Origin of the sequence: Nocardiopsis prasina DSM 43845 (assembly GCF_000341265.1) — a bacterium.
Taxonomy (GTDB): domain Bacteria; phylum Actinomycetota; class Actinomycetes; order Streptosporangiales; family Streptosporangiaceae; genus Nocardiopsis; species Nocardiopsis prasina.
Map to the genome: position 1 here is coordinate 41,301 of NZ_ANAE01000164.1, position 24,154 is coordinate 65,454.

General features: G+C 71.8%; 18 protein-coding genes and 1 pseudogene. 14 read left to right on the forward strand and 5 right to left on the reverse strand.

What is annotated here, in order from left to right; all coding sequences use genetic code 11:
* Positions 1–12: 12 nt before the first annotated feature.
* Genes D452_RS0120310 through D452_RS0120330 form a run of 5 tightly spaced genes read left to right on the forward strand, consistent with a single transcriptional unit; the run spans position 13 to position 7,514 of the window.
* Positions 13–1,635 carry a SagB family peptide dehydrogenase gene (locus tag D452_RS0120310; protein ID WP_239646425.1) on the forward strand — a complete coding sequence of 541 codons (1,623 nt, stop codon included), beginning with the start codon at positions 13–15 and terminating at the stop codon, positions 1,633–1,635.
* Positions 1,632–4,142, forward strand: coding sequence for a lantibiotic dehydratase (locus D452_RS0120315; RefSeq protein ID WP_017545982.1), 2,511 nt, complete (start codon positions 1,632–1,634; stop codon positions 4,140–4,142). The genes D452_RS0120310 and D452_RS0120315 overlap by 4 nt, the downstream gene beginning before the upstream one ends.
* Positions 4,139–5,062, forward strand: a complete 924-nt coding sequence (locus D452_RS0120320; protein ID WP_017545983.1) for a thiopeptide-type bacteriocin biosynthesis protein — start codon at positions 4,139–4,141, stop codon at positions 5,060–5,062. Before D452_RS0120315 ends, D452_RS0120320 begins: the two co-directional genes overlap by 4 nt.
* On the forward strand, positions 5,059–6,159 hold the full coding sequence (locus D452_RS0120325) for a thiopeptide maturation pyridine synthase (RefSeq protein WP_017545984.1): 1,101 nt from the start codon (positions 5,059–5,061) through the stop codon (positions 6,157–6,159). The genes D452_RS0120320 and D452_RS0120325 overlap by 4 nt, the downstream gene beginning before the upstream one ends.
* Entirely contained in the window at positions 6,156–7,514 is a 1,359-nt protein-coding gene (locus tag D452_RS0120330; RefSeq protein WP_017545985.1) for a SagB/ThcOx family dehydrogenase, read from the forward strand. Before D452_RS0120325 ends, D452_RS0120330 begins: the two co-directional genes overlap by 4 nt.
* 186 nt (positions 7,515–7,700) lie before the next feature.
* On the opposite strand, the gene D452_RS0120335 is transcribed toward D452_RS0120330, so the two are convergent.
* Both D452_RS0120335 and D452_RS0120340 read right to left on the reverse strand, forming a co-directional pair.
* Entirely contained in the window at positions 7,701–8,876 is a 1,176-nt protein-coding gene (locus D452_RS0120335; RefSeq protein WP_017545986.1) for an iron-containing alcohol dehydrogenase, read from the reverse strand.
* Positions 8,873–10,138: an aminotransferase family protein gene (locus tag D452_RS0120340; protein ID WP_233515717.1), complete on the reverse strand. Its 1,266-nt coding sequence runs from the start codon at positions 10,136–10,138 to the stop codon at positions 8,873–8,875. Before D452_RS0120340 ends, D452_RS0120335 begins: the two co-directional genes overlap by 4 nt.
* 353 nt (positions 10,139–10,491) lie before the next feature.
* Between D452_RS0120340 and D452_RS0120345 the strand changes: the two genes are divergently transcribed.
* From D452_RS0120345 to D452_RS0120355, 3 genes are all read left to right on the forward strand, one after another.
* Positions 10,492–11,229, forward strand: a complete 738-nt coding sequence (locus D452_RS0120345; protein WP_239646426.1) for an AfsR/SARP family transcriptional regulator — start codon at positions 10,492–10,494, stop codon at positions 11,227–11,229.
* 203 nt (positions 11,230–11,432) lie between these two features.
* Positions 11,433–11,792: a RidA family protein gene (locus tag D452_RS0120350; protein ID WP_017545989.1), complete on the forward strand. Its 360-nt coding sequence runs from the start codon at positions 11,433–11,435 to the stop codon at positions 11,790–11,792.
* Complete coding sequence (locus tag D452_RS0120355) at positions 11,789–12,685, forward strand: tyrosine recombinase XerC (protein WP_017545990.1); 897 nt, start codon at positions 11,789–11,791, stop codon at positions 12,683–12,685. Before D452_RS0120350 ends, D452_RS0120355 begins: the two co-directional genes overlap by 4 nt.
* A 337-nt stretch (positions 12,686–13,022) precedes the next feature.
* On the opposite strand, the pseudogene D452_RS31855 reads toward D452_RS0120355, so the two are convergent.
* Positions 13,023–13,466: pseudogene (locus tag D452_RS31855) on the reverse strand (peptidoglycan DD-metalloendopeptidase family protein); the annotation flags it as partial.
* Positions 13,467–13,817: 351 nt separating this feature from the next.
* Between D452_RS31855 and rpsB the strand changes: the two are divergent.
* The 6 genes from rpsB (at position 13,818) to D452_RS0120385 (ending at position 19,597) form a co-directional block, all read left to right on the forward strand.
* Positions 13,818–14,780, forward strand: a complete 963-nt coding sequence (gene rpsB / locus D452_RS28690; RefSeq protein ID WP_017545991.1) for a 30S ribosomal protein S2 — start codon at positions 13,818–13,820, stop codon at positions 14,778–14,780.
* A 133-nt stretch (positions 14,781–14,913) separates the two neighbouring features.
* A complete protein-coding gene (gene tsf, locus D452_RS0120365; RefSeq protein WP_017545992.1) occupies positions 14,914–15,750 on the forward strand; it encodes a translation elongation factor Ts in 837 nt (278 codons plus the stop codon).
* 224 nt (positions 15,751–15,974) lie between these two features.
* The gene (pyrH, locus tag D452_RS0120370; protein WP_040694415.1) at positions 15,975–16,718 is read left to right on the forward strand and encodes a UMP kinase; all 744 of its coding nucleotides are present in this window, start codon (positions 15,975–15,977) and stop codon (positions 16,716–16,718) included.
* Between the two features lie 65 nt (positions 16,719–16,783).
* Positions 16,784–17,341 (forward strand): ribosome recycling factor, encoded by a 558-nt coding sequence (gene frr, locus D452_RS0120375; protein ID WP_017545994.1) that lies wholly within the window; start codon positions 16,784–16,786, stop codon positions 17,339–17,341.
* 3 nt (positions 17,342–17,344) lie between these two features.
* On the forward strand, positions 17,345–18,298 hold the full coding sequence (locus D452_RS0120380; protein ID WP_017545995.1) for a phosphatidate cytidylyltransferase: 954 nt from the start codon (positions 17,345–17,347) through the stop codon (positions 18,296–18,298).
* 117 nt (positions 18,299–18,415) lie between these two features.
* A complete protein-coding gene (locus D452_RS0120385) occupies positions 18,416–19,597 on the forward strand; it encodes a pyridoxal phosphate-dependent aminotransferase (RefSeq protein WP_017545996.1) in 1,182 nt (393 codons plus the stop codon).
* 329 nt (positions 19,598–19,926) lie between these two features.
* On the opposite strand, the gene D452_RS0120390 is transcribed toward D452_RS0120385, so the two are convergent.
* Positions 19,927–21,360 carry an APC family permease gene (locus tag D452_RS0120390; protein ID WP_017545997.1) on the reverse strand — a complete coding sequence of 478 codons (1,434 nt, stop codon included), beginning with the start codon at positions 21,358–21,360 and terminating at the stop codon, positions 19,927–19,929.
* Positions 21,361–21,620: 260 nt separating this feature from the next.
* Complete coding sequence (gene glgB / locus D452_RS0120395; protein WP_394297096.1) at positions 21,621–23,765, reverse strand: 1,4-alpha-glucan branching protein GlgB; 2,145 nt, start codon at positions 23,763–23,765, stop codon at positions 21,621–21,623.
* Positions 23,766–24,154 lie beyond the last annotated feature (389 nt).

The following is a 24,154-nucleotide window of genomic DNA, read 5'->3' on the forward strand; positions in this document are numbered from 1 at the left end:
ACGGCGGTACCCGTGACCGACGACGATGACGCGACCCTGGTGCGGGAGTACCTGTACGACGTGCACTACCGGTGGCAGGCGATCCACGCGGAGGGGCAGGGCGGGCTCGACGACCCCGCCCGCCCCCCGCTGTTCACCCTCCCCGCCGAGCCACGGCGCAGGTTCCCGCTTCCCACCGGGCCGCGGCACCGGATCGGTCCGCTCGGGGCCGCGCTCCGGGACGAGCACACGCGTCCCGGAGCCGGCCCCGGCGGGTCCGGCCCCGACCACGGTTCGGACCTGGAACGACTGGGCGAGCTGCTGTTCTACGGCTACGGCTTCTCCCGCATGGACATCGGCCCGCAGGTGGAGTGGCCGTGGCACCGCACGGTGGCCTCGGCGCGCTGCTTCTATCCGGTCGAACTGTCGGTGTGGTCGGACGCCGCGCCGGGCGGCGTCCACCGCTACGACCCGGCCCACCACGAACTCTCCGAGCTGCGCGACGACGTCGGCCTGTCCGACCTGGCCGCCGCCGCAGCCGCGGAACTCGACGGCGCCCGGACCGTGCTGATCGTCACGGCCCGCCTGGGCAAGACCGCCTTCCGGTACCGGAACTACGCCTACCGGCTGGTCACCCAGGAGGCGGGGCTCGTCCTCGGCAACCTCCAGGTGGTGGCCTCGGCCCTGGGCCTGGGCGGGCACGCGCGGCTCCGGTTCCTCGACGAGGCCGTCGCCCGGCTGCTCGCGCTGCCGGACGACGACTCGGAGTCGGTCTTGGCGCTCCTGCCCCTGTGGGACGGCGCGCAGGCTCCGACCGCACCCGGTCATCGGACGGCCGCTCCGGTGCCGCCGAGACGGACCGTGGTCCCGGTGGCGGGCGGCAACGGCATCGAACCGGCGCTCAGCTACCGGACCCTCGCCGTGGAACGGGCCTCGCGACTGCACGATCCGGCGGAGCTGGAGCCGGTGAAGGCGCCCGCCAGCACCCCGCTGGTCGGAGCGGGAGCCGCGGTGCCGGGGTCGGCCCCCGACCTGCCGCTGGCACCGCTGCGGCGGGAGAGCGGCACGGACACGGGGACGGCGGTGGTCCGCCGCGACTCCGGGCCGGACGTGTTCCTGCCCACCGCGAAGCCGGTGCCGTTGGGGGTCGTGGCCGACCTCCTGCTCGACGCGGTCCGACCGACCGCCGACGACCTCTGGCACGAGACGGCCCCGCCCGAGGTGGGGGTGCACGTGATCGCCGGTGCGGTCACCGCCCTGCCGCAGGGCCACTACCGGCTCGTGGACGGCGCGCTGCGCACCGTAAGCCACGGAGACCTGCGTCCCCCCTTCCAAGCCATGGACGTGTGGCGGACGGAGATCAACGCGCGGACCGCGCCGCTGATGGTGGCCGTCACCGCCGACACCGAGCGCCTGCTCGAACACCACCCGAGGCGTGCCTTCCGCGCGACCCAGCTGCTCACCGGAGTGGTGGCGCAGCGGGTCTCCCTGGCCGCGGCCGCGCATGGTCTGTCCGCCCGGGTGACCAACAGCTACGACGCCGACGAGTGCGCCCGCCTGCTGGGCCTCGACGGCGAACGGGAGATTCCGGTGTTTCTTCTGGTACTGGGCGAGCCCAACGCGCCCTGGCACCTGGGGACGAGGGTGCGGCCTTGATCGTTGCACGCGTAGCGGGGCTGCCCAGCGCCAGCGCGCGGGTCGGCGAACTGCCCGACACCGCCCGCCGCCTCGGTGAACTCGACGCCCTCCGGGGCGACCTGACCCGCAGGGGCGAGGAGCTGGCGGACCTGATCCACGCGGCGGTGGGCGGCTGCGAGGACCGCGCCGTACGCCGCGCGCTGCTGGCCTGCCGCCGGGCCGTCCACAACGGCCGGGCGCCCAAGGCGTTGTCGGAGGCGGCCACGGCCCGGTTGTCCGGACCGGCGCGCGAACTCCACGCGCGGTTGGTCTCCGACCACGAGGCGCTGGACCGGGGGTGGGAGGAGGCCCGCGAGGCCTACCGCGCCGAGACGTCGGAGGCCGAACAGCGGCTGGCCGACCTCGTCCGGGACGAGAACTTCCGGCGTGCCCTGGCGATGGCCAGCGACGCCCTGTACCCCGACGTCGAGGCCTGGCTCTCCGGCCCGGCGAGTGCCCCCGAACACCTCAACACCCGCCGACGGGTGGTCAACTACGTCCTGCGGACCGCGCTGAAGACCAGCCCCTTCTCCACCCTGACCACCGCCGGACCGCTGCCCGACGGCGACGGTGCCGGACCGGAGGGCGGGGCCGCGGAGACCGTCCAGGTCCAGGAGCCGGACCGGCTCTCCCGGCACCTGGAACTCAACGCCGAGGTCGAGTTCCAGCTGGAGCGGCTGCTGGTCACCGGGCGCGGGCCGCTGTTCCTGCGGACCAATCCGACCCTGACCGTCCTGGGCGAGCGCGCCATGGTCGTGCACGCTGACGGGCGCTGCGTGGGTGTGCCCGCCCGCCCATGGCTGCTCGCGCTCGCCCGGCGGGCCGAGGACGGCGCCTCCCCGGCCGACCTCGCCGGGTTCCTCACCACCGAGTTCGGCGCGGCCGCAGCCGAGGCCGAGTCGATGCTCGGCCAACTGGTCAAGGCCGGTCTCCTCCAGAGCGACCTCGGCGTGCCCGACCAGGCCCGGGACCGTCTGACCGACGTGGCCGACCGCCTCGGCCTGCCGGAGGCCTCCCCGGTGAGACGGGTCGGCGAAGCCGCGGGCGAGGTCGAGGCCGCCGACACGCCGGCTGACCGGTGGCTCTCCCTGGGACGTCTGCGCTCGACAGTCGGCGAGGCGCTGACCGAGGCCGGGGGCGACCCCTCCCTGATCCCGGGCAAGTACCTCTGTTACGAGGACGTGCTGCCCGGCTGGATCACCGCGCCCCGAACCCCGGACTGGTCGGCGTTCGACCGCGACCTGCACCGCGTCCGGCGCCTGGTGTCGGTGTTCGACGGGGCCCTGCCCGGCCGCCTGGCCATCGCGGAGCTGCTCGGACGCCGCTTCGGGACCACCGCCCGTGTGGGCCTGATGGAAGCCTGGCTGGCCTGGAACGAGGCCGCCCCCGCGAACGCCTCGGAGGGTGCCCCCGACACGGCCGTCCTCCACGCGCTGCGCGACAACCCCTTCCACCTGGCCGACACCGGGGTGCCACGCGTCGAGGAGCTGCGCCGGTTCCAGACCGGGCTGCTCGGACTCCTCTCCCCGCCGGACGGCACTGGTCCCGCCTTCGACGCGGACGCCGGCGCCCTGGACCGGCTGCTGGACGCCGGTCCCGACTGGCTGCCCCAGGAACACCCCACCACCCTGTTCCTCCAGCCCCTGGCGGACGGGTCCCTCGCGTTCAACGCGTCCGCTCCCGGCCACGAGACCGCGGGCTCCCGGGTGCGCCGCTGGTCGGAGCCGCCCGTCCCGTACGAGGACCGGGGCGGGGACGGGCCACTCCTGGTCGAGGTGGCGGGCCTGTTCCGCAGCTCCCTCAACCGGGTGGCGCCCCACGCCTCCCACGAGTTGGTCTGGCCCGGGTGCGTCCCCTCCCGGCCCCCGGAACGGCGGGTCCGCCCGGCGGACCTGGAGATCCGGCTGGACCCGGCCGGTGTCCCCACGCTGTGGTGGCGTCCTGCCGAACGCCCGGTGGAGCTCGTCCACCGGGGGACCATGGGCCGGTTCTGGTTCCCACCCGTGTTGCGCTTCCTCCTCGACCTGACCACCCCCATGTCCGAGGCGTGGGCGCTGGTGGGGCGGGCCCGCGCGCTGTACGTCAACCCGAAACCGTCCGAGGTGTCGGTCCTGCCGCGCCTGCGGGTCGGCGGGGTCCTCATGGAACGCCGGAGCTGGATCGTGCCCCGAGCGGAGCTGGACCTCGGCGAGGGGGACGACTTCGAGCGGTTCACCCGTGTGCGCCGCCGGGTCCGGGACCTGGGGCTGCCCGACGTCGTCTTCGCGCGGGCCGCCGACGTCGTCGACACCACCGAACGGGTCATGGAGAAGGCCAAGGACCGCAAGCCGCGCCCCCTGGACCTGTGCTCCTGGTGGGGGGTCGAGGAGCTGGCCCGGCTGTCCAAGGGGCGGGACCTGCTGCTGTTCCAGGAGGCCGCGCCGGACGTGTTCGGCTCCGGCCGGGTCGTGGAGTACGCCGTCGAACTACCGGGGGAGCGCCGATGAGCTGGATCACGGCCCACTGCTACTACCACCAGGACCCGGCGGTGGTGATCACCTCCGTCGTCGCGCCGACCGTGCGGGCGCTGGGGGACAGAGCGCCGCACTGGTTCTACGTCCGCTACTGGACCGGCGGACCGCATGTCAGGTTCCGCCTGTGGGTGCCCGGCCCCGACGACCGCGAGACCGCGCGCGAGGAGGTCCGGAGCCGGTTCGAGGACCTGGTCCGACAGCGGCCCTCACGCGTCGAGGCGGATCCGGCCGACTTCCAGCGGCTCGCCGACCTGATCGGCAACCCCGGCGACGAGGCCGGGGCCGACATCCTCCCGGACAACACCCTCACCTGGGAGTCGTACCGGCCCGAGACGGAGCTGTACGGCGGCCCCGCCGCCATGGAGCACGTCGAGGAGTTCTTCACCGCGTCCAGCCGCGACGCCCTGGCGTACGTCGGCACCCCCACCGACCCGGTGGCCCGCGCCGTGTGGTGCATGGCCAGCGGGCTGGCGACGGTCGGCGACGCGGACTGGGTCAACCGGTTCGTGGACCACATGGTCGGCCGTTGGATCGGTGAGCAGATCGGTGCCCAGTGGCAGCGGGTCGTCGACCAGTCCTGGCAGCGGTCCGGGGACCGCGTCCGCCATCTCGTCCGGCACGCTCTGACCGCCTCGCCCGGTGGCGGCGAGGGGGAGTGGCTCGGGGCCTGCCAGCGGCTCCAGGAGGGACTGGCGGACGTGGAGGCGCGGGGCCTGCTGGAGCCGGCCGAGGGCACCGCGCCCGACGGGCTCGCCCACCTGGACCGGGGGATGGCGACCCTGTCCGCGCTGCACATGCACAACAACCGTCTCGGGGTCCACATGGAACGGGAAGCACTGGTGATGGAACTGCTCAGGCTGGCCCTGGCCGACACCGTGTCGGTGGGGTCGTGACGGCCGCCAGGCGGCTCCGGGTCGCCTACCACGACGCCGACCCCGCGCCCCTGCTGAGGGTCGGGGTACGCCCCCTGCTCGCCGAACTGGCGGCCGAGGGCCTGCCCGCGTACTGGGCGCGGCACTGGCGCCGGGGTCCGCACCTGCGGATCGTCGTGGACGCCGACGACGCCGCCTGGGAGGGGATCGTACGCCCCGCGGCACGACGCCACCTGGAGGCGGCACTGGCCGCCCACCCCTCCACCACGGTGATCGACCCGGCAACCCTCCGTGAGACCTACCGGCTGCTCGCCGAACGCGAACGGGAGTACGGGCCGCTGGAGCCGCAGCAGCCCGACAACACCGTCGAGGAGGAGCCGCACGACCCCCGGCTGCACGTGCTCGGCACCCACGACGCCGTCGCGCTGTTCGAGGGCTTCCACCAGCGCACCAGTGACGCGGCGCTCACCATGGCCGTGGGCGAGGGCCCCTCGCTCAGCACCCACGTCGTCGACCTCATGCTGATCATGGCCCAGGAGGTGGGCGGCTACCTCGAACGCGGATTCGTCTCCTACCGCTCCCACGCCGAGGCGCACATCATGGGCAGCCCCGACCCCCGGGCCGTCCGCGCGCTGTTCGACGAACGCTCCGCCAGGCTGCGCGACCCCCTCGTCCAGAGGGTGCGGGCGCACGCCGAAGGGGCCACCGCCCACCTGGACGAACTCACTGTCTCCGTGGGCCGCGAACTCGTGCGGGCCGCAGACGACGCCCGGCCCCTGCTCGCCGACGGCCGACTCGACCTCGACGGTCCGATCGCGAACGGCGGGGGAGCCGAGGGCGGCGACGCCACGGAGGAACAGACCCGCCACAGCGACTTCCACCGGACCCTGCGCGGTTCCGGCGACTTCGAGCGGACCCTGCGCGAGGCCCCCTGGTTCCTCCGCTACCGGGTGGCGCTCAACCTCCTGTACCTGCACCTGGCGCGCATCGGCGTCCGCCCGGTGGACCGTTTCCTGTACTGCCACGTCGTCGCCGACGCGGTGGAGCAGGCCTGTGGGGTCGACGCCGTGGCGATGGTGGCCTCGGGCGCGACCGAACTCGTAGAAGGGCACTCATGAGCACGGCCGAGCGCACGACCGCGACCGACGCCGACCGGGACACCGTCCTGGCGTACCTGGCCGACCGCGAACTGCCCCAGGTGTCGGGGGCGTACCAGCTGTACCCGACGAGGGCCGGGCGGCCCGGGGTGGCCGAGCACGCCCTGCCCCGCCCCGGTCACGGCCCCGACGGGCCCGTCGACCGCATCTCCCGCATGCTGGCCACCGGCAACGGACTCGCCCGGCACCGGTTCCTGACCGTCTCGGGAGCACGGGCGTTCCTGCCCACCGGCGCCCCCGGATGGGGGTTCGACGAGCAGCACGTGATGACCACCCTGCTGCGCCTGGTCGCCAGCGGCGGCGCGGCCTACCCGGTGGACCTCTGGCTGCTCTCGGGCGGGGAGTCCGGACTGCCGGTCGGCGCGCACCGCTACAACCCGGTGCACCACGGGCTGACCCAGGTCACCACCGAGGACCCCCGGCCGCGTCTGGCGCGGGCCCTGGGCGGTGCGGTCTCCGACCTCACCATCGTGCTGACGACCCGGCTGGAGCGCACCACGGGCCGGTACGGCAAGTTCGCCCACCGGCTGCACCTGCTGGACACCGGCCACACGCTGGCGCAGCTGCTGATCGCGGGGCGCAGTCTGGACTGGGAGTGCACACCCCGGCTGGCGTTCGTCGACGACGAGATCGAGCACATCCTGGACCTGGGCGACGAGACCGAGATCGCCTTCGCGGTGGTCACGGTCGGCCCGACCAGCACGGTGACGCCCGCCAGCGACCCGGCGCCCGTCCGGATCCCGCCGGTCCCGGACCGCTACCCGCAGGACGTCCTGCGCGCGGCCCGCCGCTCCGAGCCCGGGCCGGAGCTGGAGTTCGGCGAGATCACCATGCCCCGCGACCCGGACCGCGCGATGCAGCGCCGCCGCAGCCCGGTCGGCGGGTTCGTGGCTCCGCCGCCCTCCGCAGAGGACCTGGCGCCCGTGGCCGCGGCGGTCGACTCCGTGCTCGGCCCGCTGGGCGGGCACGGCAGGCTGGTCCCGCCCAAGGACCCGAGGGTGGCCACCCGGATCGGGGCCCCGGGACACCGGCTCAACCTGTCGCTGGCGGGCGTGGTCGTTCCGGTCCTGGAACTGCCCGAACTGGTGCGGAAGCACGGCCCCGGCGCCTTCCGGGTGGGGGCCGTGGCGATCGGCGTCTCACTCCAGGCAGCGGCCCTGGTCGCGGCCGACCGTGGTTTCGGGACCTTCCCGCTGTGCGCCTACGACGGCCCGGGGATCGAGGCCAACCTGGAGCTGCCCGAGGCGTCCACGATGTGTGTGGCGCCGATCGGTGTGGCCGCGCACGTCGGAGCCTCACTGGAGGTGCCGCTGTAGGCGGTTCCGAGAACGGCCCGGTCCCGGTGGTGGGGGATGCCGACGGGACCGGGCGCACGTGGGGCCGGGCCGGTCGAGAAATTCTCGACCGGCCCGGCCCTCGCACATCGGAGTAGGGCGAAGGTTCGCGGACGCGTATCGGTCGAGGCTGCGCCGCCACCGACGAAGCGTCCGGAAGGAGACGCCCTAGACACCCTCGAAGAGGGAACGCACCTGCTCCCGGGTCCTGGGCCGCAGCGGCTCGGACCAGGCCCGCCACGTCTGCTCGGTCAGCTCCTCGGCGGTGGTGTCCAGGCCCAGCTCCTCGAACTCCGTGGGGAAACCCCAACGGCGCAGGAGGTCGGTCAGCGCGTCCGCGACCTCGGCCGGGGTCACGGACGTCCCCGTGAGACCCAGCGCGCGGCCACCGAGGTCGGCGAGCCGGTCGGCGTGCCCGGCCAGCTTGTCGCCGTCGACCACCATCCGCGCCCACCGGGTCAGCAGGACCCCGAGGGCCGGACCCTTGCGCAGTCCCTGCGCGGTGAGCGTGTTGGTCGGGTACCAGACCCAGAACGAGTGCAGGTGGCGGCCGATCTGGTGCAGCGTGAACGTACTGACGCTGGCGGCCAGCGCGATGGTGCCGCGCGCCTCCAGGTCGTCGCCGTCGGCCAGGGCCCGTTCGGCGGCCGGGATGACCGCCCTGATCTGACCGATCGCGACCTCGTCGGGCAGGGCCGTGGTCGGCGGGTCCGACACCATGGGGACCAGGAGGCGGGCGACCGTTTCGAGCGCGCCCTCGGCGGTCAGCGCGGGCGGCAGGGACGTGTGCAGCATCGGGTCGATCACCGCGACCCTGGGGAACAGGGACCAGTGGACCAGGAAGCGGCGGTCCGTGCCGTCGGCCAGGCTCGCCTTGGCGTTCACCTCGCTGCCGGTCGCCGCCGTGGTCGGTACCGCCACCACGGGCAGGCCGCCCCGCGTGACGGGCTCGGGCATGACGAACCCGCCGCCGGGCTTCCAGCCGGTGAGGAGACCGGGCAGCGCCACCGCCGCGGCGGCCGCCTTGGCCAGGTCCATCACCGTTCCGCCGCCGATCGCGCAGACGGAGCGCACACCCTCCGCGCGCAGGCGGTTGGCCAGGTCCTCGGCCTCCTGCCGGGTGGGCGTGGAGGCGGCGCGGCGTACGATCACCTCGGGGGCGAGCCGTTCCAGCAGCTGGGCGACGCCGGGGACGGCCGTCGCCGCGTGGTCGTCGACCACGACCGCGACCGGTCGGCCGGTCCGTTCGATCTCCAGCGGCACGTCGCGCAGACGGCCGGCGCCGAAGTCGACCCTGGTGGGTACCCACCAGTGGGGGTTGATGGTGGAGCCCGCTTCGGTCATCGTGACCTCACCGCCTTCAACGCGCCGGCTAGCCGGGCCGCGATCTCGTCCACTTCGGCGTCGGTGACGACGAGCGGGGGGAACAGGAGCAGGCAACGGCGGCTCAGGTGCACCAGGAGCCCGTTGCGCTGGCACAGGTGGCTGATCATCGCCATGTCCATGGGGGACAGGGGCTCGCGGCTCACCGGGTCCCGGACCAGTTCGACGGCCAGGGCCAGGCCCTCGCCGCGCACCTCACCGACGATGTCCAGTTCGAGGAGCGCGTCCAGGTGCTGCCGCAACCGGGCCCCGGCCTTCGCGGAGCGCTCCACCAGGTTCTCGTCCTCCATGACGTCGAGCGTGGCGAGGGCGGCGGCGCAGGCGGCGGGGTTGCCGGACTGGGTCTCCCCGTGGGTGAGATAGGTCCCCGAGGCCTCGTAGGCCTCGTACACCTCGGCGGGGAAGAGCGTGGCGGCCAGTGGGAGGTACCCGCTGTTGATGCCCTTGGACAGGGTGACCACGTCGGGTCGGACGCCGGTGTGCTCGCTCGCGAACATCCTCCCGGTGCGTCCGAACCCCGTGGCCACCTCGTCGACGATCAGGTGGGCGCCCATGCGCCTGGTGGCTGCGGCGACCTCCTCAAGGAAGCCGTCCGGCGGCATGAGCACACCGCCCGAGCACAGGATGGGTTCGACGATGACCGCCGCCACCTGGTCTCCCTCGGTTCGCTCCAGTTCGGCCAGGGCCTCGCGGCAGGTCCGCTCGTCGGGGCCCAGCCCGCGTTCGGCGGCGAAGGGGTCCGGGTAGGGGAGCAGCCGGTTCCACCGGCGGTCCACCCCGTACTCCTCCTGGTCGAGGTCCTCTCCGGTCAGGGCCATGGCGCCGATTCCCGTGCCGTGCCAGGAGTGGGCGTCGAACGAGACCACCAGGCGGCGCTCGGGCTGCCCCACCAGGCTGCGGTACCGGCGCAGCACCTTGACGGCCGTCTCGTTGGCGGAGGACCCGGAGGAGGAGAAGTAGACGCGTTCGAAGTCGCCGGGCGCGATCTCCAGCAGCCGGGCGGCGAGGTCCCGGGCCGTGTCGTGGCCGTAGCGGAACAGCGTGCCGTAGGAGAACCGGCGCAGCTGCTCGGTGACGGCGTCGACGATCCTCGGGTGGTTCCAACCGCAGGTCACGTTCCACAGGCCTGACGTGGCGGACAGGTAGCTGTTCCCCGCCTCGTCCCGGACCCGGACCCCCTCACCCTCCACGAGGGTGGTCCCGCCTCGCTCGAACATGGACATCGAGGTCATCGGAAGCCACAGGGGCGAGGCTCCCGAAGATCCCGGTGGAGCGGGGGGTCGCCCGTCAGAGTTCATCTCGCTCTTTCTTGGCAGGCTTCAGTCGACGCTGGACCCAGCATGCGGTAAGTCACTTACACCTCGGTTACTGTCCGGTTGCGCCGAACAGGTCTTTCGACCTACTTTCATCACGTGCTGAAGGTAGCCGCCGGCAATGATTTGCCACGTAAAGTAGTGATAAAGCTGGCCCGTTCCGGACGCACGGAGATGGGTAGAGCACTTCCCGAACAGGAGGCGACGTGATTGAGTTCGGGATTCTGGGTCCACTGGTCATTTATCGGGACGGAGTTCCGGTTGTGCTCAGGGCCCCCATGTTGCGCCGTCTGTTGGCCGTACTGCTGAGTCAGGGCGGGCACCGGCTCTCGCTGGACGAACTGGCGGAAGCTCTCTGGGAAGGGGCGCCGCCGGACGGGGCCCGGAGCACCCTACAGGTGTACGTTCACCGGCTGAGGAAGGTGCTGGACGACAGCGGCCGTCTGGTTAGGGACGGTCCGGGTTACCGCATGGTTTTGTGTAGCGCGGAGGTTGACGCGAAGAGGTTCGAGACGACCGTCGCCCTCGCCCGCAGGGCGCGCGGTCGCAGTGATCTCCAGCAGGCCTCCGAAATGTACTGCCACGCGATGGCGCTGTGGAGGGGAAGACCCTATTCGGATATTCCCAACAGCGGAGTGGTGGCGAACGAGATTCGGCGTCTGGAGGAACTCAGGCTGTTGACCAACCAGGAACGGATCGAGATCGATCTGGACCGGGGACACCACGCCCGTCTGGTCCCCGAGCTGACCGAGCTCACCACCGCCCACCCGTACCGGGAGAGGCTGCTCGCCCTGTTGATGCTCGCGCTGTACAGATCGGGCCGACAGGCCGAGGCACTGGGGATCTACCGGGGAACCCGCCTCCGGCTCGCCCAGGAGCTCGGAGTGGAACCCACCATGCCCCTGCGACGACTCCACGAGGCGATCCTGCGGGCCGACGGCCAGCTCCTGCGCATCACCGCCGACGAGCTGGACACGCAGTGGGAACCGAGCGCCGCCTAGGCGGGTCCCTTCGGAGGGGTGTCCCGGACCACCTCCGATTACGGACCTGACCGGCCACACACGACGACGCGACGGGGCACGGGTCCGACTCCGCGACGGACTCCGTGGCCCGGTCGCGGTCGAGCCCCGGCCCGGGAACGCGAACCCGTGCGGCCCGAGGACCCCAAGGGGTACCGCCGCCCGGGCCTGGGTACGGTTCGACCATGGCCAGAACGTACAGTGACGCCCTGTTGGCCGACGGCCCGCTCCTCTTCGTCTCCGGACAGACCCCGGTGGCTCCCGACGGTGACGTCGCGGGAGACGCGGGCGGACAGACCCGGCAGATCTTCCGCAACATGGAGGCCGTCCTTGCCAGGCACGGAGCCGACCTGACGCACGTGGTGAAGCTGACCTACTACCTCCGGCACATCACCGACCTCGACGAGTTCCGCTCCGCGCTCCTGGACTCCCTGCCCGGAGAGCACCGGCCCGCGGCCACGCTGGTCGAGGTGAGCGGACTGGTGGACCCGCGCTTCCACGTGGAGATCGACGCCGTCGCCTGCCTGCCCCGGGAGCGCGCTTGACCGCCCCCGAACCCGCCGCCGTGCTCCTGGAGCGCTTCGCCGCGCACCTGTCCGGCGAACTGGGCCGGTCCCCGCACACCGTGCGCGGCTACCTCGCCGACCTCACCTCCCTCGTCGAGGACCTCGACGCGCGCGGCCGCACCCCGGCAGACCTCGACGTCCCCCTGGTCCGTGCCTGGCTCTCCCGTGCCCGCGCGGCCGGGGCCAGCCGGTCCACCATCGCCAGACGGGTGGCGGCGGTCCGCGCCCTCACCCGCTACCTGCACCGCGAGGGGATCCTGGCCACCGACCCGGGCCCCCGTCTTTCCACCCCACGCCAACAGCGCGGCCTCCCCACGGTCCTGGACGAGGAGCAGGCCGCGACCGCCCTGGAGGGCCCCACCCCGACGACCCCGGTGGAACTGCGCCGCCACGCGGTGGTGGAACTGCTCTACGCCACGGGCATCCGGGTCGCCGAGCTCTGCGCCCTGGACATCACCGACCTCGACCGCTCCCGCGACACCGTCCGGGTCCTGGGCAAGGGCGACAAGGAGCGCACGGTCCCGGTGGGAGCCCCGGCCCTGGACGCCGTCGACGCCTGGACCACCCGGGGCCGTCCGGAGTTCGCCTCAGGGGCGCCCGTCGGAGCCCTCTTCCTCGGGGTCCGGGGCGGACGCCTGGGTGTCCGCCAGGCCCGCGAGGACGTCCACGCCCACCTGCGCGCCGCCGGGGTGGACTCCGGTCCGCACGGACTGCGGCACAGCGCCGCGACCCACCTCCTCAACGGCGGAGCCGACCTGCGCAGCGTCCAGGAGTTCCTCGGCCACTCCAGCCCGCGCAGCACGCAGATCTACACCCACGTCTCCGTGGAGCGCCTGCGCTCCGCCTATCAGCAGGCCCACCCCCGCGCCTGACCCCGCCGGGCACCGACCCGGCGAAGGGGCGCGGCCCCTCTCCCGCAGCAGCCACCCCCAGCGGCCGAGCGGACGGGGACCCACCTCTGCCCGCCGCGGCCCCTGCCCGCGGCGGCCCGGACGGGGGCCGGGTCCGCGCCTCGTGACGGTCTCCGGGCACGCGGTGCCGGTGGCCGGTCCGGGACGGCCGGGACCGGCGGGCACTCGTCCCCCTGCCCGGGACGTCGGCCCGGCCGCTCGTCGTGTCCGACCCGATCTCCGACCCGATCGGCGCCGTGCTGTACAGGGGGAGGAGCCGCACCTCCCCGCGCCCCAGGAGGCTCAGCGGGTCCAGGTAGGCGGAGCCACGGATCAGGCCCCAGTGGAGGCAGTGGCGGTCGGGGCAGTGCCGGGGCTCGGTGGACAGGGTCCCCAGGGGCCGGTCGCCCACCGGGTCGCCCCGGGCGACGGAGGCGTCCACCGGTTGGTAGGTGGTGCGCAGGTCCCCGTGGGAGACGCTCACCACTCCCACGCCCGCGATCCGACCGGCGAAGTGGACCCGCCCCGGACCCGCCGGGTGGATCGACTGCCCAGGCTCGGCGGCCAGGTCCACGCCCCGGTGGCCGGGCAGCCAGGGTTGTTCGGGCGGGGCGAACTCCCGCAGGACCTCGGCCGGGGGGTCCACCGGCCAACGCCACGAGGACACGGCGAAGGTCGTGGGAGCCGTGGTGCGGTGCGAGAGGACCGGCAGGAACAGGAGCGAGAGCGACAGCAGGAGGTGCCAGACACGGCGAGGGCTCATGCCTCCAGCGTGCGCCACGGGGCCGGACTCCGCCACCGCCGATCCGGATCTGTGGACAACCCGTTCCGAGACCCGTCCGCACTCCCCAACGGCCTCCCCGGAACCGACCGTGGCGGAGCTCCGCTCACCCACTGATCTGCCTGGGCACGGAGCTGTTCCGGGGTGTGTCCCACGGAGGATAGAATCATCCGTGGTCCGCTGGACCAACCAACAATACGCACGCCCACACGCCTCCTCAGGGAGGGGTCGCACCCACGGTCCACACCGTTTCGGCGGGGTGGCGGTACGGCCGGGGCGTCAGGATCAACCGACGGCGGAGCACTCCTCCGCCACCGCAAGGAGGACCAGGTCATGGCCACAGTCGTGACGATTCGCCAGCTCCTGGAGAGCGGCGTCCACTTCGGGCACCAGACCCGTCGCTGGAACCCCAAGATGAAGCGCTTCATCTTCACTGAGCGCAACGGCATCTACATCATCGACCTCCAGAAGTCGCTGGCGTACATCGACCGCGCCTACGAGTTCGTCAAGCAGACGGTCGCCCACGGTGGCACCATCCTGTTCGTCGGCACGAAGAAGCAGGCGCAGGAGGCCATCGACGAGCAGGCTCGCCGCGTCGGCATGCCGTTCGTCAACCAGCGCTGGCTGGGCGGCATGCTCACCAACTTCTCCACCGTGCACAAGCGGCTCCAGCGCCTCAAGGAGCTGGAGGAGATCGACTTCGACGACGTCGCCGGCTCCGCCCTCACCAAGAAGGAGCTGCTCAACCTTCGCCGTGAGAAGGACAAGCTGGAGCGCACCCTCGGTGGTATCCGCGACATGTCCCGCGTGCCCAGCGCCGTGTGGATCGTGGACACCAAGAAGGAGCACATCGCGATCAGCGAGGCTCGCAAGCTGAACATCCCGGTCGTCGCCATCCTCGACACCAACTGCGACCCGGACGAGGTCGACTACCCGATCCCGGGTAACGACGACGCCATCCGCAGCGTCAGCCTCCTCACCCGCGTCGTCGCCGACGCCGTCGCCGACGGTCTCCTGGTCCGCTCCGGTGCCTCCGGCGCGACCGAGGAGAAGGCCGCCGAGGAGCCCCTGGCCGAGTGGGAGCGCGAGCTCCTCGAGGGCAAGAGCGAGACGGCTGCCGCCGAGGCCGCCGCCGAGCAGGCCCCCGACGAGACCCCGACCGTCGCTCCGGCCGACGAGGTCGCCGCCGAGGCTCCGGCCGAGGCCACCTCCGAGGACTCCCCGGTGGACGCCCCCGAGCAGGCCCCCGCCGAGGCTCCGGTCGAGACCCCCGCCGAGGACAAGACCGCCGAGTAGTCAGCGGCCCCTTCCGGGGACACCGTTTCCCGCGCGCCGCCTCGCCCCTTCCGGGCGGGGCGGCCCGCGCGGTGCTCACCCGGGTCGCTCCACTTCCAGATCAGACTTCACTCAAGGGAATCCGAGAACAGTCATGGCGAACTTCACCGCCGCGGACGTCAAGAAGCTGCGCGACGCGACCGGCGCCGGCATGATGGACTGCAAGAAGGCCCTGACCGAGGCCGACGGCGACTACGACAAGGCCGTCGAGGCCCTGCGCATCAAGGGCGCCAAGTCCGTCGACAAGCGCGCGGACCGCACCGCCGCCCAGGGCATGGTCGTCCTCAAGCAGGAGAGCGAGGGTAAGGCCACCCTCATCGAGCTCAACTGCGAGACCGACTTCGTCGCCAAGAACGCCGGCTTCATCGAGCTCGCCAACGAGGTCGCCGACTTCGTCGCCGCCCAGGACGGCGACGACATCGCCGCCATCGCCGCCGCCGAGATCGAGCCGGGCAAGAGCCTCCAGGCCTACATCGAGGGCAAGAGCGCGATCATCGGCGAGAAGCTCGAGTTCCGCCGCATCGCCAAGTTCGACGGCGCCTACGTCGCGAGCTACCTGCACAAGTCCGACCCGGACCTGCCCCCGAGCATGGGCGTCCTGGTCGAGCTGGACAAGCAGGACGAAGAGGTCGGCAAGGACCTCGCCCAGCAGATCGCCGCGCTGGCGCCGCAGTACGTCAGCAAGGACGAGGTCCCCGCCGAGGTCGTCGCCAACGAGCGCCGCATCGCCGAGGAGACCACCCGCGAGGAGGGCAAGCCCGAGCAGGCGATCCCGAAGATCGTGGAGGGCCGCCTCAACGGTTACTTCAAGGACGTGACGCTGCTCGGCCAGCCGTTCGTCAAGGAGAACAAGAAGACGGTCCAGAAGATCGTCGACGAGGCCGGAGTCACCGTCAAGCGTTTCGTGCGCTTCAAGGTCGGCCAGGCCTAGGGAGTTGTTCGGTGGATCGTTCCGAGAAGGCGTCCACCGCACACACCCTGGGGTTTTGACATGATGGAGGTGCCGGGGAGACTTCTCTCCCCGGCACCTTTTGGTGGATATGGGCGGATTTGGGGCGTCGTGAGCCCCCGCCGCCCGCAGCAGGAGCACTCGGGGGACCCTGTGCCACTCGGGGAGAACAAGGGAGGCCGCAGGCCGTGTCGGAGAACGAAGCGATGACCACCGAACCCGCCATGCACGATTCCGGTTGGAAACGTGTGATGCTCAAGCTGTCGGGGGAGGCTTTCGCGGGCGGTGGCGGTCTCGGCATCGAGCCCGAGGTCGTCCAGTACGTGGCGGAGTCCATCGCCGAAGCCGTCTCCGAGGGCATCCAGGTCGCCGTCGTCGTCGGCGGCGGCAACATGTTCCGCGGCGCGCAGCTCACCGAGGGCGGGATCGAGCGCGGTCGCGCCGACTACATGGGGATGCTCGGCACCGTCATCAACTGCCTCGCCCTCCAGGACTTCCTGGAGCGCCTGGGCGTGGACACCCGCGTACAGACCGCGATCCACATGAGCCAGGTCGCCGAGGCCTACATTCCGCGTCGCGCCATCCGCCACCTGGAGAAGGGCCGCGTGGTCATCTTCGGTGCCGGTCTCGGTGCGCCGTTCTTCTCCACCGACACCACCGCCGCTCAGCGCGCGCTGGAGATCGGTGCCCAGGCGGTCCTCAAGGGCACCCAGGTCGACGGGGTCTACGACTCCGACCCGCAGCGCAACCCGGACGCGGTCAAGTTCGACAAGCTCAACTACAACGAGGTCCTCACCCGCGGCCTCAAGGTCATGGACGCCACGGCCGTCAGCCTGTGCATGGACAACGGGCTGCCCATCGTCGTGTTCGACCTCATGAGCCAGGGCAACATCCTGCGCGCCGTCCGCGGTGAGAAGATCGGCACCATCGTCGGCCCCGTCTCCGCCTAGAGAGCGGACGGTCCGGCCGCGACCCCAAGCCACGAACACCCAGCCGAGAACCCGGGAGCGCCACAATGACCGAAGAAACCCTCCTTGAGGCCGAGGAGAAGATGGAGAAGGCCGTGGTCGTCGCGAAGGAGGACTTCGCCACGATCCGGACCGGCCGCCCCACCCCGGCCACCTTCAACAAGATCACCGTCGACTACTACGGTGCCCGCACCCCGATCAACCAGTTGGCGTCCTTCTCGGTTCCCGAGCCGCGGATGGTCGTCATCTCCCCGTTCGACGTGAACTCGCGCACCGACATCATCAACGCGATCCGCAACAGCGACCTCGGCGTCAACCCCTCCGACGACGGTCAGGTCATCCGCGTGGTGTTCCCGGACCTGTCCGAGGAGCGCCGCAAGGAGTACGTGAAGGTCGCGCGCACCAAGGCCGAGGACAGCAAGATCTCGATCCGCAACGTGCGCCGTCGCGCCAAGGACAGCTTCGAGAAGGCGGTCAAGGCCGGTGACCTCGGTGAGGACGAGGCGCACCGCGCCCAGGCCGAGCTGGACGAGCTCTCCCAGAAGTACGTCGCCGCCATCGACGAGCTGTTGAAGCACAAGGAATCTGATCTTCTCGAGGTTTAGCCGGTGAGCACACCTTCCAAGGGTTCCGGAGGCGATGACCACTCACCGGAGCACAGACCCGACGACATTCCCCCGTCCGGGGCGGACGACCCCTCCTCGGACACGGCCGCCGGGCAGCGCTTCGTGCTGCACAAACCGGGGGGCGGACCGGTCAGGACCGGTCGCAACCTCCCGGTGGCCATCGCCAGCGGGTGCGCCCTGGGCGCGCTCGTCTTCTTCTCGGTCTTCCCCTGGCCGCAGCTGTTCACGATCATCACCTCGCTCGGGGTGCTGATCGGCCTGCGCGAGCTCAACCGGGCCTTCGGCGGCAAGGGCGTGACCCTGGCCGTGGCCCCGTTGGCCGTGGGCGGCGTGGCCATGCAGGCCGGAGCCTACTTCGGCGGCGCGGACTGGCTGGTGGGCATCGCCGCCCTCACGGCGATCTCCTGCCTGGTCTGGCGGCTGAGAGGAGGAGCGGAGGGGTTCGTCGCCGACGCGTCGGCGAACCTGTTCGTCCTGGTGTACCTGCCGTTCCTGCTGGCCACGTGGATGCTGCTCATCGCGCATCCCGAGGACGGGCAGTACCGGCTCGTGGTGTTCATCGTGGTGACGATCTCCAGCGACATCGGCGGGTACTTCGCCGGGATCCTGCTGGGACGGCACAAGATGGCCCCGGTGATCAGCCCGAACAAGACCTGGGAGGGTTTCGGCGGCTCCGTGGTGGGCTGCGCGGTGGCGGGCGCGCTGTGCGTGACCCTGATGATGGGCGGCCCCTGGTGGGTCGGCGTGGTCCTCGGCCTGGCCGTGGTGCTGGCCGCCACGGTCGGCGACCTCATCGAGTCGCTCTTCAAGCGCGACCTCGGTGTCAAGGACATGGGCCGGTTCATGCCGGGCCACGGCGGACTGATGGACCGTATCGACTCGCTGCTCATCGCGGGTCCCGTGGTCTGGATCGTGCTGAGTCTGCTCCTGCCGTAGACGACGGGTCGGGCCCCCGACCTCGTGGCACCCAGCGATCGACTGGGCGCGACGAGACCGGGGGCCTTCGTCGTGCCCGGGGATGCCGGAGCGGGTCGGGGTGGATACGCTCGACGGGTGGATGAACCTCTGATCGAACGCATGCGCGAGTACGGTGAGACGATCTTCGCCGAGATGACGCGCCTGGCCGTGGAGACCGAGTCCGTGAACCTCGGACAGGGTTTCCCCGACACCGACGGGCCGCGCTCCCTCCTGGAGGGGGCCTCCCGCAACATCATGGCGGGGGTGAACCAGTACCCGCCGGGGCCGGGCCGCCCGGAGCTGCGCCAGGCGGTGAGCCGCTACCGTTCCCGCCACTACGGCCTGGAGTTCGACCCGGACACCGAGGTGTACGTGACCGTCGGCGCGACCGCGGGGATCGCCGCGTCCATGCTGGCCCTGGTGGAGCCCGGGGACGAGGTGATCGTCTTCGAGCCGATGTACGACTCCTACCCGGCGACCATCTCACTCGCCGGAGGGGTGCGCCGCCCGGTCACGCTGCGCTGCGACCCGGAGAGCGGACGCTTCACCTTCGACCCGGCCGAGCTCCGGGCGGCGGTGACCCCGCGGACCCGGCTGATCATGGTGAACTCCCCGCACAACCCCACCGGGACGGTCTTCACACCCGCCGAGCTGGAGGTGATCGCCGGGGTGTGCCGCGAGCACGACCTGATCGCGGTCACCGACGAGGTGTACGAGTTCCTCACCTTCGACGACCGCGAGCACGTGCCGCTGGCCACGCTCCCGGGCATGCGCGAGCGGACCCTGTCGATCTCCTCGGTGGGCAAGACGTTCGCCGTCACCGCGTGGAAGACCGGCTGGGTCACGGGCCCGGAACCCCTGGTGCGCGCGGTGCGCACGGTCAACCAGTTCCTCACCTTCTCCGCCAACGGCGCGCTCCAGCTGGCCATCGCCGACGCCCTGGACAACGAGGGGGAGTGGATCGAGCAGCAGCGGCTCGGGCTCCAGAACAAGCGGGACCGGCTCGCGGAGGGTCTGACCCGGGCGGGGTTCGAGGTGAACGTCTGCGAGGGCACCTACTTCCTGATGACGGACATCCGTCCGCTCGGATTCCTGGACGGCGTGGACGTCGCCCGGGCCCTACCCCGTCAGGCGGGGGTTGCGGCGGTCCCCGCCAAGGTGTTCTACGACCGCGAGGACGAGGGGCGGCACCTGCTGCGCTTCGCCTTCTGCAAGAAGGACGAGGTGCTGGACGAGGCGGTCCGCCGCCTGGCCTCCTGGCACGGGTGGGTGAACTGAGTCCGGTCGACCGAGCCCGTGTGACACCGGGCCGGCCGGGGGCACGGGGTCGCGGCCCCCGGCCAGCCGCGCGCTGAGGCGTCGGCGTCGGGCAGGCCAGGGGCCCAGCACCCGGGCGAGTTCCCGGCAGGTCTCCACGAGTTCGCCCAGGTGGGGGGCGGCCCCGGACCGCTCGGCGCGGTCGAGGGCCCAGGGCTCGTGGTCGCCGCGTGCCGGTTGCCCGCGTCCACCAGCGCGACGACGGCGCCCGTGGCCGCCTGCGGGTCGTGGGCGCACCGGCCGCAAGGACGGGTGGTGGCCCCAGGAGCCGTGGCCCGCCCTGGCGGTTCTCAGTGCGCGGGGGTTCTCCGTCTCGTGTCCCGGGAGTCCATGAGGTCGATGAGGCGCTCCTCGGCGTCCGGGCCCGGACTGACGCGAGGCAGGCGCCACATGAGCGCGGCTCCGCCGAGCCACCAGGCCAGGACCATGCCCCACTCGTTGGGCCAGCTCAGCGCCGCGGGCATTCCGGGCAGGTAGAGCAGGAAAAGGCCGAACGCCAGGACGAAGGCGGTGACGCCCACCGGGGTGCCCGCGCGGACCCTGAACGGCCGCTCCATCTCCGGTTCACGGCGACGCAGCACCAGGAAGCACACGATCACCATCAGGTAGGCGATCACGATGTTGAGGCCGCCCGCGTTGACCAGCCACACCAGCATCGGGCGGCCGAAGAGCGGGGCCAGGACCGAGAGCGCGCCGATGAACAGCACCGCGTTGGCGGGGGTCCGGAAGCGCGGGTGGAGCTCACCGAACCAGGAGGGGAGCATCCTCGAACGGGCCATCGCGTAGATGAGGCGGCTGCCACCGATGAGGAAGGCGTTCCAGCTGGTGAGCAGACCGGCCACACCGCCCAGGACCAGGAGGTTGCCCATGGCGGCGCTGTCCCACATGGCGGCCATGGAGTCGGCCGAGGCGAGCTCGGAGCCCAGGAGGTCCGAGGAGGGCAGCCCGGCGCCGGCGGTCAGCATCACCATCACGTACCAGGCGGTGGCGCAGAAGACCGAGAACACCAGGAGTGATCCGACCAGACGATAGGGCAGCCTGATCTCCGAGGCCGACTGCGGGATGACGTCGAAGCCCACGAACAGGAACGGGACCGCGACCAGCACCACGAACATCCCGGACACCCCGCCGGTGAACAGGGGCTCCATGTTCGCGGAGGACCCGCCCACGAAGGCGCCGGTGAGCATCGCCGCGCCCGCCGCCAGCAGGAACAGGACGGTGACGCCCTGGAAGACACTGGCAGGGCGGATCCCGACGTAGTTGAGCGCCGTCATGGCCACGGCGCTCAGGACGCCGATCGCCACCAGGCTGGCGTGGACGTCGTATCCGGCGATCGTCCACAGGTGGCCGACCTCGATGTTCGGGAACAGGTAGACGAGGGTCTGCGGGACGGCGACCGCCTCGAAGGCGACCACCGAGACGTAGCCCAGCACCATGGCCCAGGAGGCGAAGAAGGCGCCCTTGGGGCCGATGGCGCGCATGGCGTAGTGGTGTTCTCCGCCCGCGTGCGGCATGGCGGAGACCAGCTCGGCGTAGGTGAGGCCGACGAAGGCCATCACGACGCCGCCGATGACGAAGGCGAGGGCGGCGCCACCGCTGCCAGCCGCGTCGACGAAGTCGCCGGTGAGGACGATCCAGCCGAAGCCGATCATCGCTCCGAAGGCCAGGGCCAGGACGTCGGTCCTTCCCAGGACCTTGACGAAACCCGGACTTGTGTTGGACATGGAGGGGGCTCCCAACGGGTCGTGCCTGTGTCGGGGGACACACGTGTGGGGGACAAGAGAACACGCGGGCGCCCCGAGGAGAAGTGCCGTGCTGGCCAGGTGCGCTGCCGGGGTTGTACAGAGCGGCTGGTGGTGGGTTGACGGGATCTTTGGTGCTCGTGGGTGTGGGGAGGGGGCCGGTTTCCAGTAGAACCGGAATCCGGGGCGAGCGAAAGCCCCGGGGTGTCGCCTGTGGACAACTCCCCGGGGCCGGGTCCGGGTCAGCGCTCCGGTTCGAACCAGACGGCGGCCAGCGGCGGCAGCGTGATCTCGGCGGAGAACGGCTGACCGTGCCACTCCTGGGCCTGGGTCTCGACGGACGTCGGCGCCTCGTGGCCGGAACCCCCGAAGCGCGGGTCGTCGGAGTTGAGCACCGACGTCCAGCGGCCCTCGGAGGGCAGGCCCACCCGCCAGTTCGGGCGGGGCACGGGCGAGAAGTTCACCGCGCACGCGAGCACTGAGCCGTCCTCGCCGTGGCGCAGGTAGCTGAGCGTGTTGCCCTGGCGGTCACCCCCGTCGAGCCAGCGGAACCCGGCCGGGTCGGTGTCCAGCGACCACAGCGCCGGACGCGGTCGATAGGCGTTGTTGAGTGCCCTGACCAGCCTCTGGGCCCCCGCGTGGTGCTCGAACTGGAGCAGCCACCACGGCACGCCCTCCTCGTGCGACCACTCGTCGCCCTGGGCGATCTCGCCGCCCATGAAGAGCAGCTGCTTGCCCGGGTGCGACCACATGAACGACAGCAGCGCGCGCAGCGTCGCGGCGCGCTGCCACTCGTCACCGGGCGGCTTGTTGAAGAGCGCCTGCTTGCCGTGCACGACCTCGTCGTGGGACAGCGGCAGCACGTAGTTCTCGCTGTACGCGTAGACCATCGAGAACGTGATGTCGTCGTGGTGGTACTCGCGGTGGATCGGCTCCTTCTTCACGTACTCCAGGGAGTCGTGCATCCAGCCCATGTTCCACTTCAGCCCGAACCCGAGACCGCCCATGTCCACCGGCTGGGTCACCCCCGTGTACGCGGTGGACTCCTCCGCGATCATTGCCACGTTCGGGTTGCGCCGGTAGACCGTGGTGTTGAGCTCCTTGAGGAAGTCGATCGCCTCCAGGTTCTCCCGGCCGCCGAAGGCGTTGGGCTCCCACTGCCCGGAGTCCCGCGAGTAGTCGAGGTAGATCATCGAGGCCACGGCGTCCACCCGGAGGCCGTCGATATGGAACTCCTCCAGCCAGTACAGGGCGTTGGCGACGAGGAAGTTGCGCACCTCGGTGCGTCCGTAGTTGAAGATGAGGGTTCCCCAGTCGGGGTGCTCCCCGCGCCGCGGGTCCGGGTGCTCGTACAGGGCCGTCCCGTCGAACCGGGCCAGCGCCCACTCGTCCTTGGGGAAGTGCGCGGGCACCCAGTCCAGGAGAACCCCGACCCCGGCCCGGTGCAGGGAGTCCACCAGGTGCCGGAACTCGTCCGGGCTGCCGAATCGCGGCGTCGGCGCGTAGTACGACGTGACCTGGTATCCCCACGAACCGTCGAAGGGGTGCCCCGCCACAGGCAGGAACTCCACATGGGTGAAGCCGAGGTCGACGACGTACTCCACCAGCTGCTCGGCCAGCTCCCGGTAGCTCAGGCCGGGCCGCCAGGAGCCCAGGTGCACCTCGTAGACGCTCATCGGCGAGCGGTGCGGCTCCGCGCCCTTGCGCTCGGCCATCCACTGCTCGTCGGACCACACGTGCTCGGAGGTGGTGACCACCGACGCCGTGGCCGGGGGCACCTGGGTGCGCCGCGCCATGGGGTCGGCCTTGTCCCGCCAGTGTCCGTCGGAGCCCAGGACCTGGAACTTGTACAGGTCGCCGTCGCCCATGCCGGGCACGAACAGCTCCCACACGCCGTTGGCGCCCAGGCTGCGCATGGGGTGCGCGATCCCGCTCCAGTAGTTGAAGTCGCCGATCACCCGCACGCCGCGGGCGTCGGGCGCCCAGACCGCGAAGCGCGTGCCGGGGATCTCTCCCATGGGGCTCTCGACGGTGGTCGTGTGCGCACCGAGCGCCCGCCACAGCTCCTCGTGCCGACCCTCACCGATCAGGTGCAGGTCGAGTTCGCCCAGGGTGGGCCCCACCCGGTGGGCGTCGGCCTGCACCAGTTCGGGGCCGCCCTCCTCGTAGCGCACGGCGATCCGGTAGTCGGCGGTGCGGGCGGGGAGCCGGGCTGTGAAGACGCCCCGGTGGCGGTGGGTGAGCCCGACCCTGGAGTTGTCCGGCAGGACGGCGTCCACCTCGACCGCTCCGGGGCGCAGAACCCGCAGGTCACGGTCGTGCAGGCCGAGGACGGAGTGCGGGTCGTGATGCCAGCCGTCCACGACCCGGTCCAGCTCGGCGGCCAGCTCCGAGGAGATCCCGGCGGGCTTGCGGGGCCGTTTGGCCGCGGGCTTCTTCGGTGCGGTCCCGGCGGCGGTCCCCGCCCCCGGCCTGCTCGCGGCCCTCTTGACGGTGGCGGCCTTGGACGCGGCGTTCCCGGCGGCGGTGCTCTTGGCGGCGGCCTTCTTCGGCGTCGCCTTCCGCTCCGCCGTCTCCTTGGACGCGGACTCCTTCTTCGCGGCCGGCGCCTTCGCCTTCGTGCCCTTGGACCCCGTACCCTTAGCCGCCGTGCTCCCGGCGGCGGCCTTCTTCGGCGCCTCCTTCGGCTGCTCGTCGGCTGTCGCGGACTTCCTGGTCGTGCGCGGTGACAATTCGACTCCGTGATGACTCGTGGTGGTCGGATGGCGGGAGGCGG

What these genes read in the sequence shown, in the direction of transcription:
- D452_RS0120390 (WP_017545997.1), bottom strand. Translation starts at nt 21,360, where the DNA reads ATGTCCAACACAAGTCCGGGTTTCGTCAAGGTCCTGGGAAGGACCGAC.
- rpsB (WP_017545991.1), top strand. Translation starts at nt 13,818, where the DNA reads ATGGCCACAGTCGTGACGATTCGCCAGCTCCTGGAGAGCGGCGTCCAC.
- pyrH (WP_040694415.1), top strand. Translation starts at nt 15,975, where the DNA reads ATGACCACCGAACCCGCCATGCACGATTCCGGTTGGAAACGTGTGATG.
- D452_RS0120320 (WP_017545983.1), top strand. Translation starts at nt 4,139, where the DNA reads ATGAGCTGGATCACGGCCCACTGCTACTACCACCAGGACCCGGCGGTG.
- frr (WP_017545994.1), top strand. Translation starts at nt 16,784, where the DNA reads ATGACCGAAGAAACCCTCCTTGAGGCCGAGGAGAAGATGGAGAAGGCC.
- D452_RS0120350 (WP_017545989.1), top strand. Translation starts at nt 11,433, where the DNA reads ATGGCCAGAACGTACAGTGACGCCCTGTTGGCCGACGGCCCGCTCCTC.
- tsf (WP_017545992.1), top strand. Translation starts at nt 14,914, where the DNA reads ATGGCGAACTTCACCGCCGCGGACGTCAAGAAGCTGCGCGACGCGACC.
- D452_RS0120330 (WP_017545985.1), top strand. Translation starts at nt 6,156, where the DNA reads ATGAGCACGGCCGAGCGCACGACCGCGACCGACGCCGACCGGGACACC.
- D452_RS0120335 (WP_017545986.1), bottom strand. Translation starts at nt 8,876, where the DNA reads ATGACCGAAGCGGGCTCCACCATCAACCCCCACTGGTGGGTACCCACC.
- D452_RS0120340 (WP_233515717.1), bottom strand. Translation starts at nt 10,138, where the DNA reads ATGTCCATGTTCGAGCGAGGCGGGACCACCCTCGTGGAGGGTGAGGGG.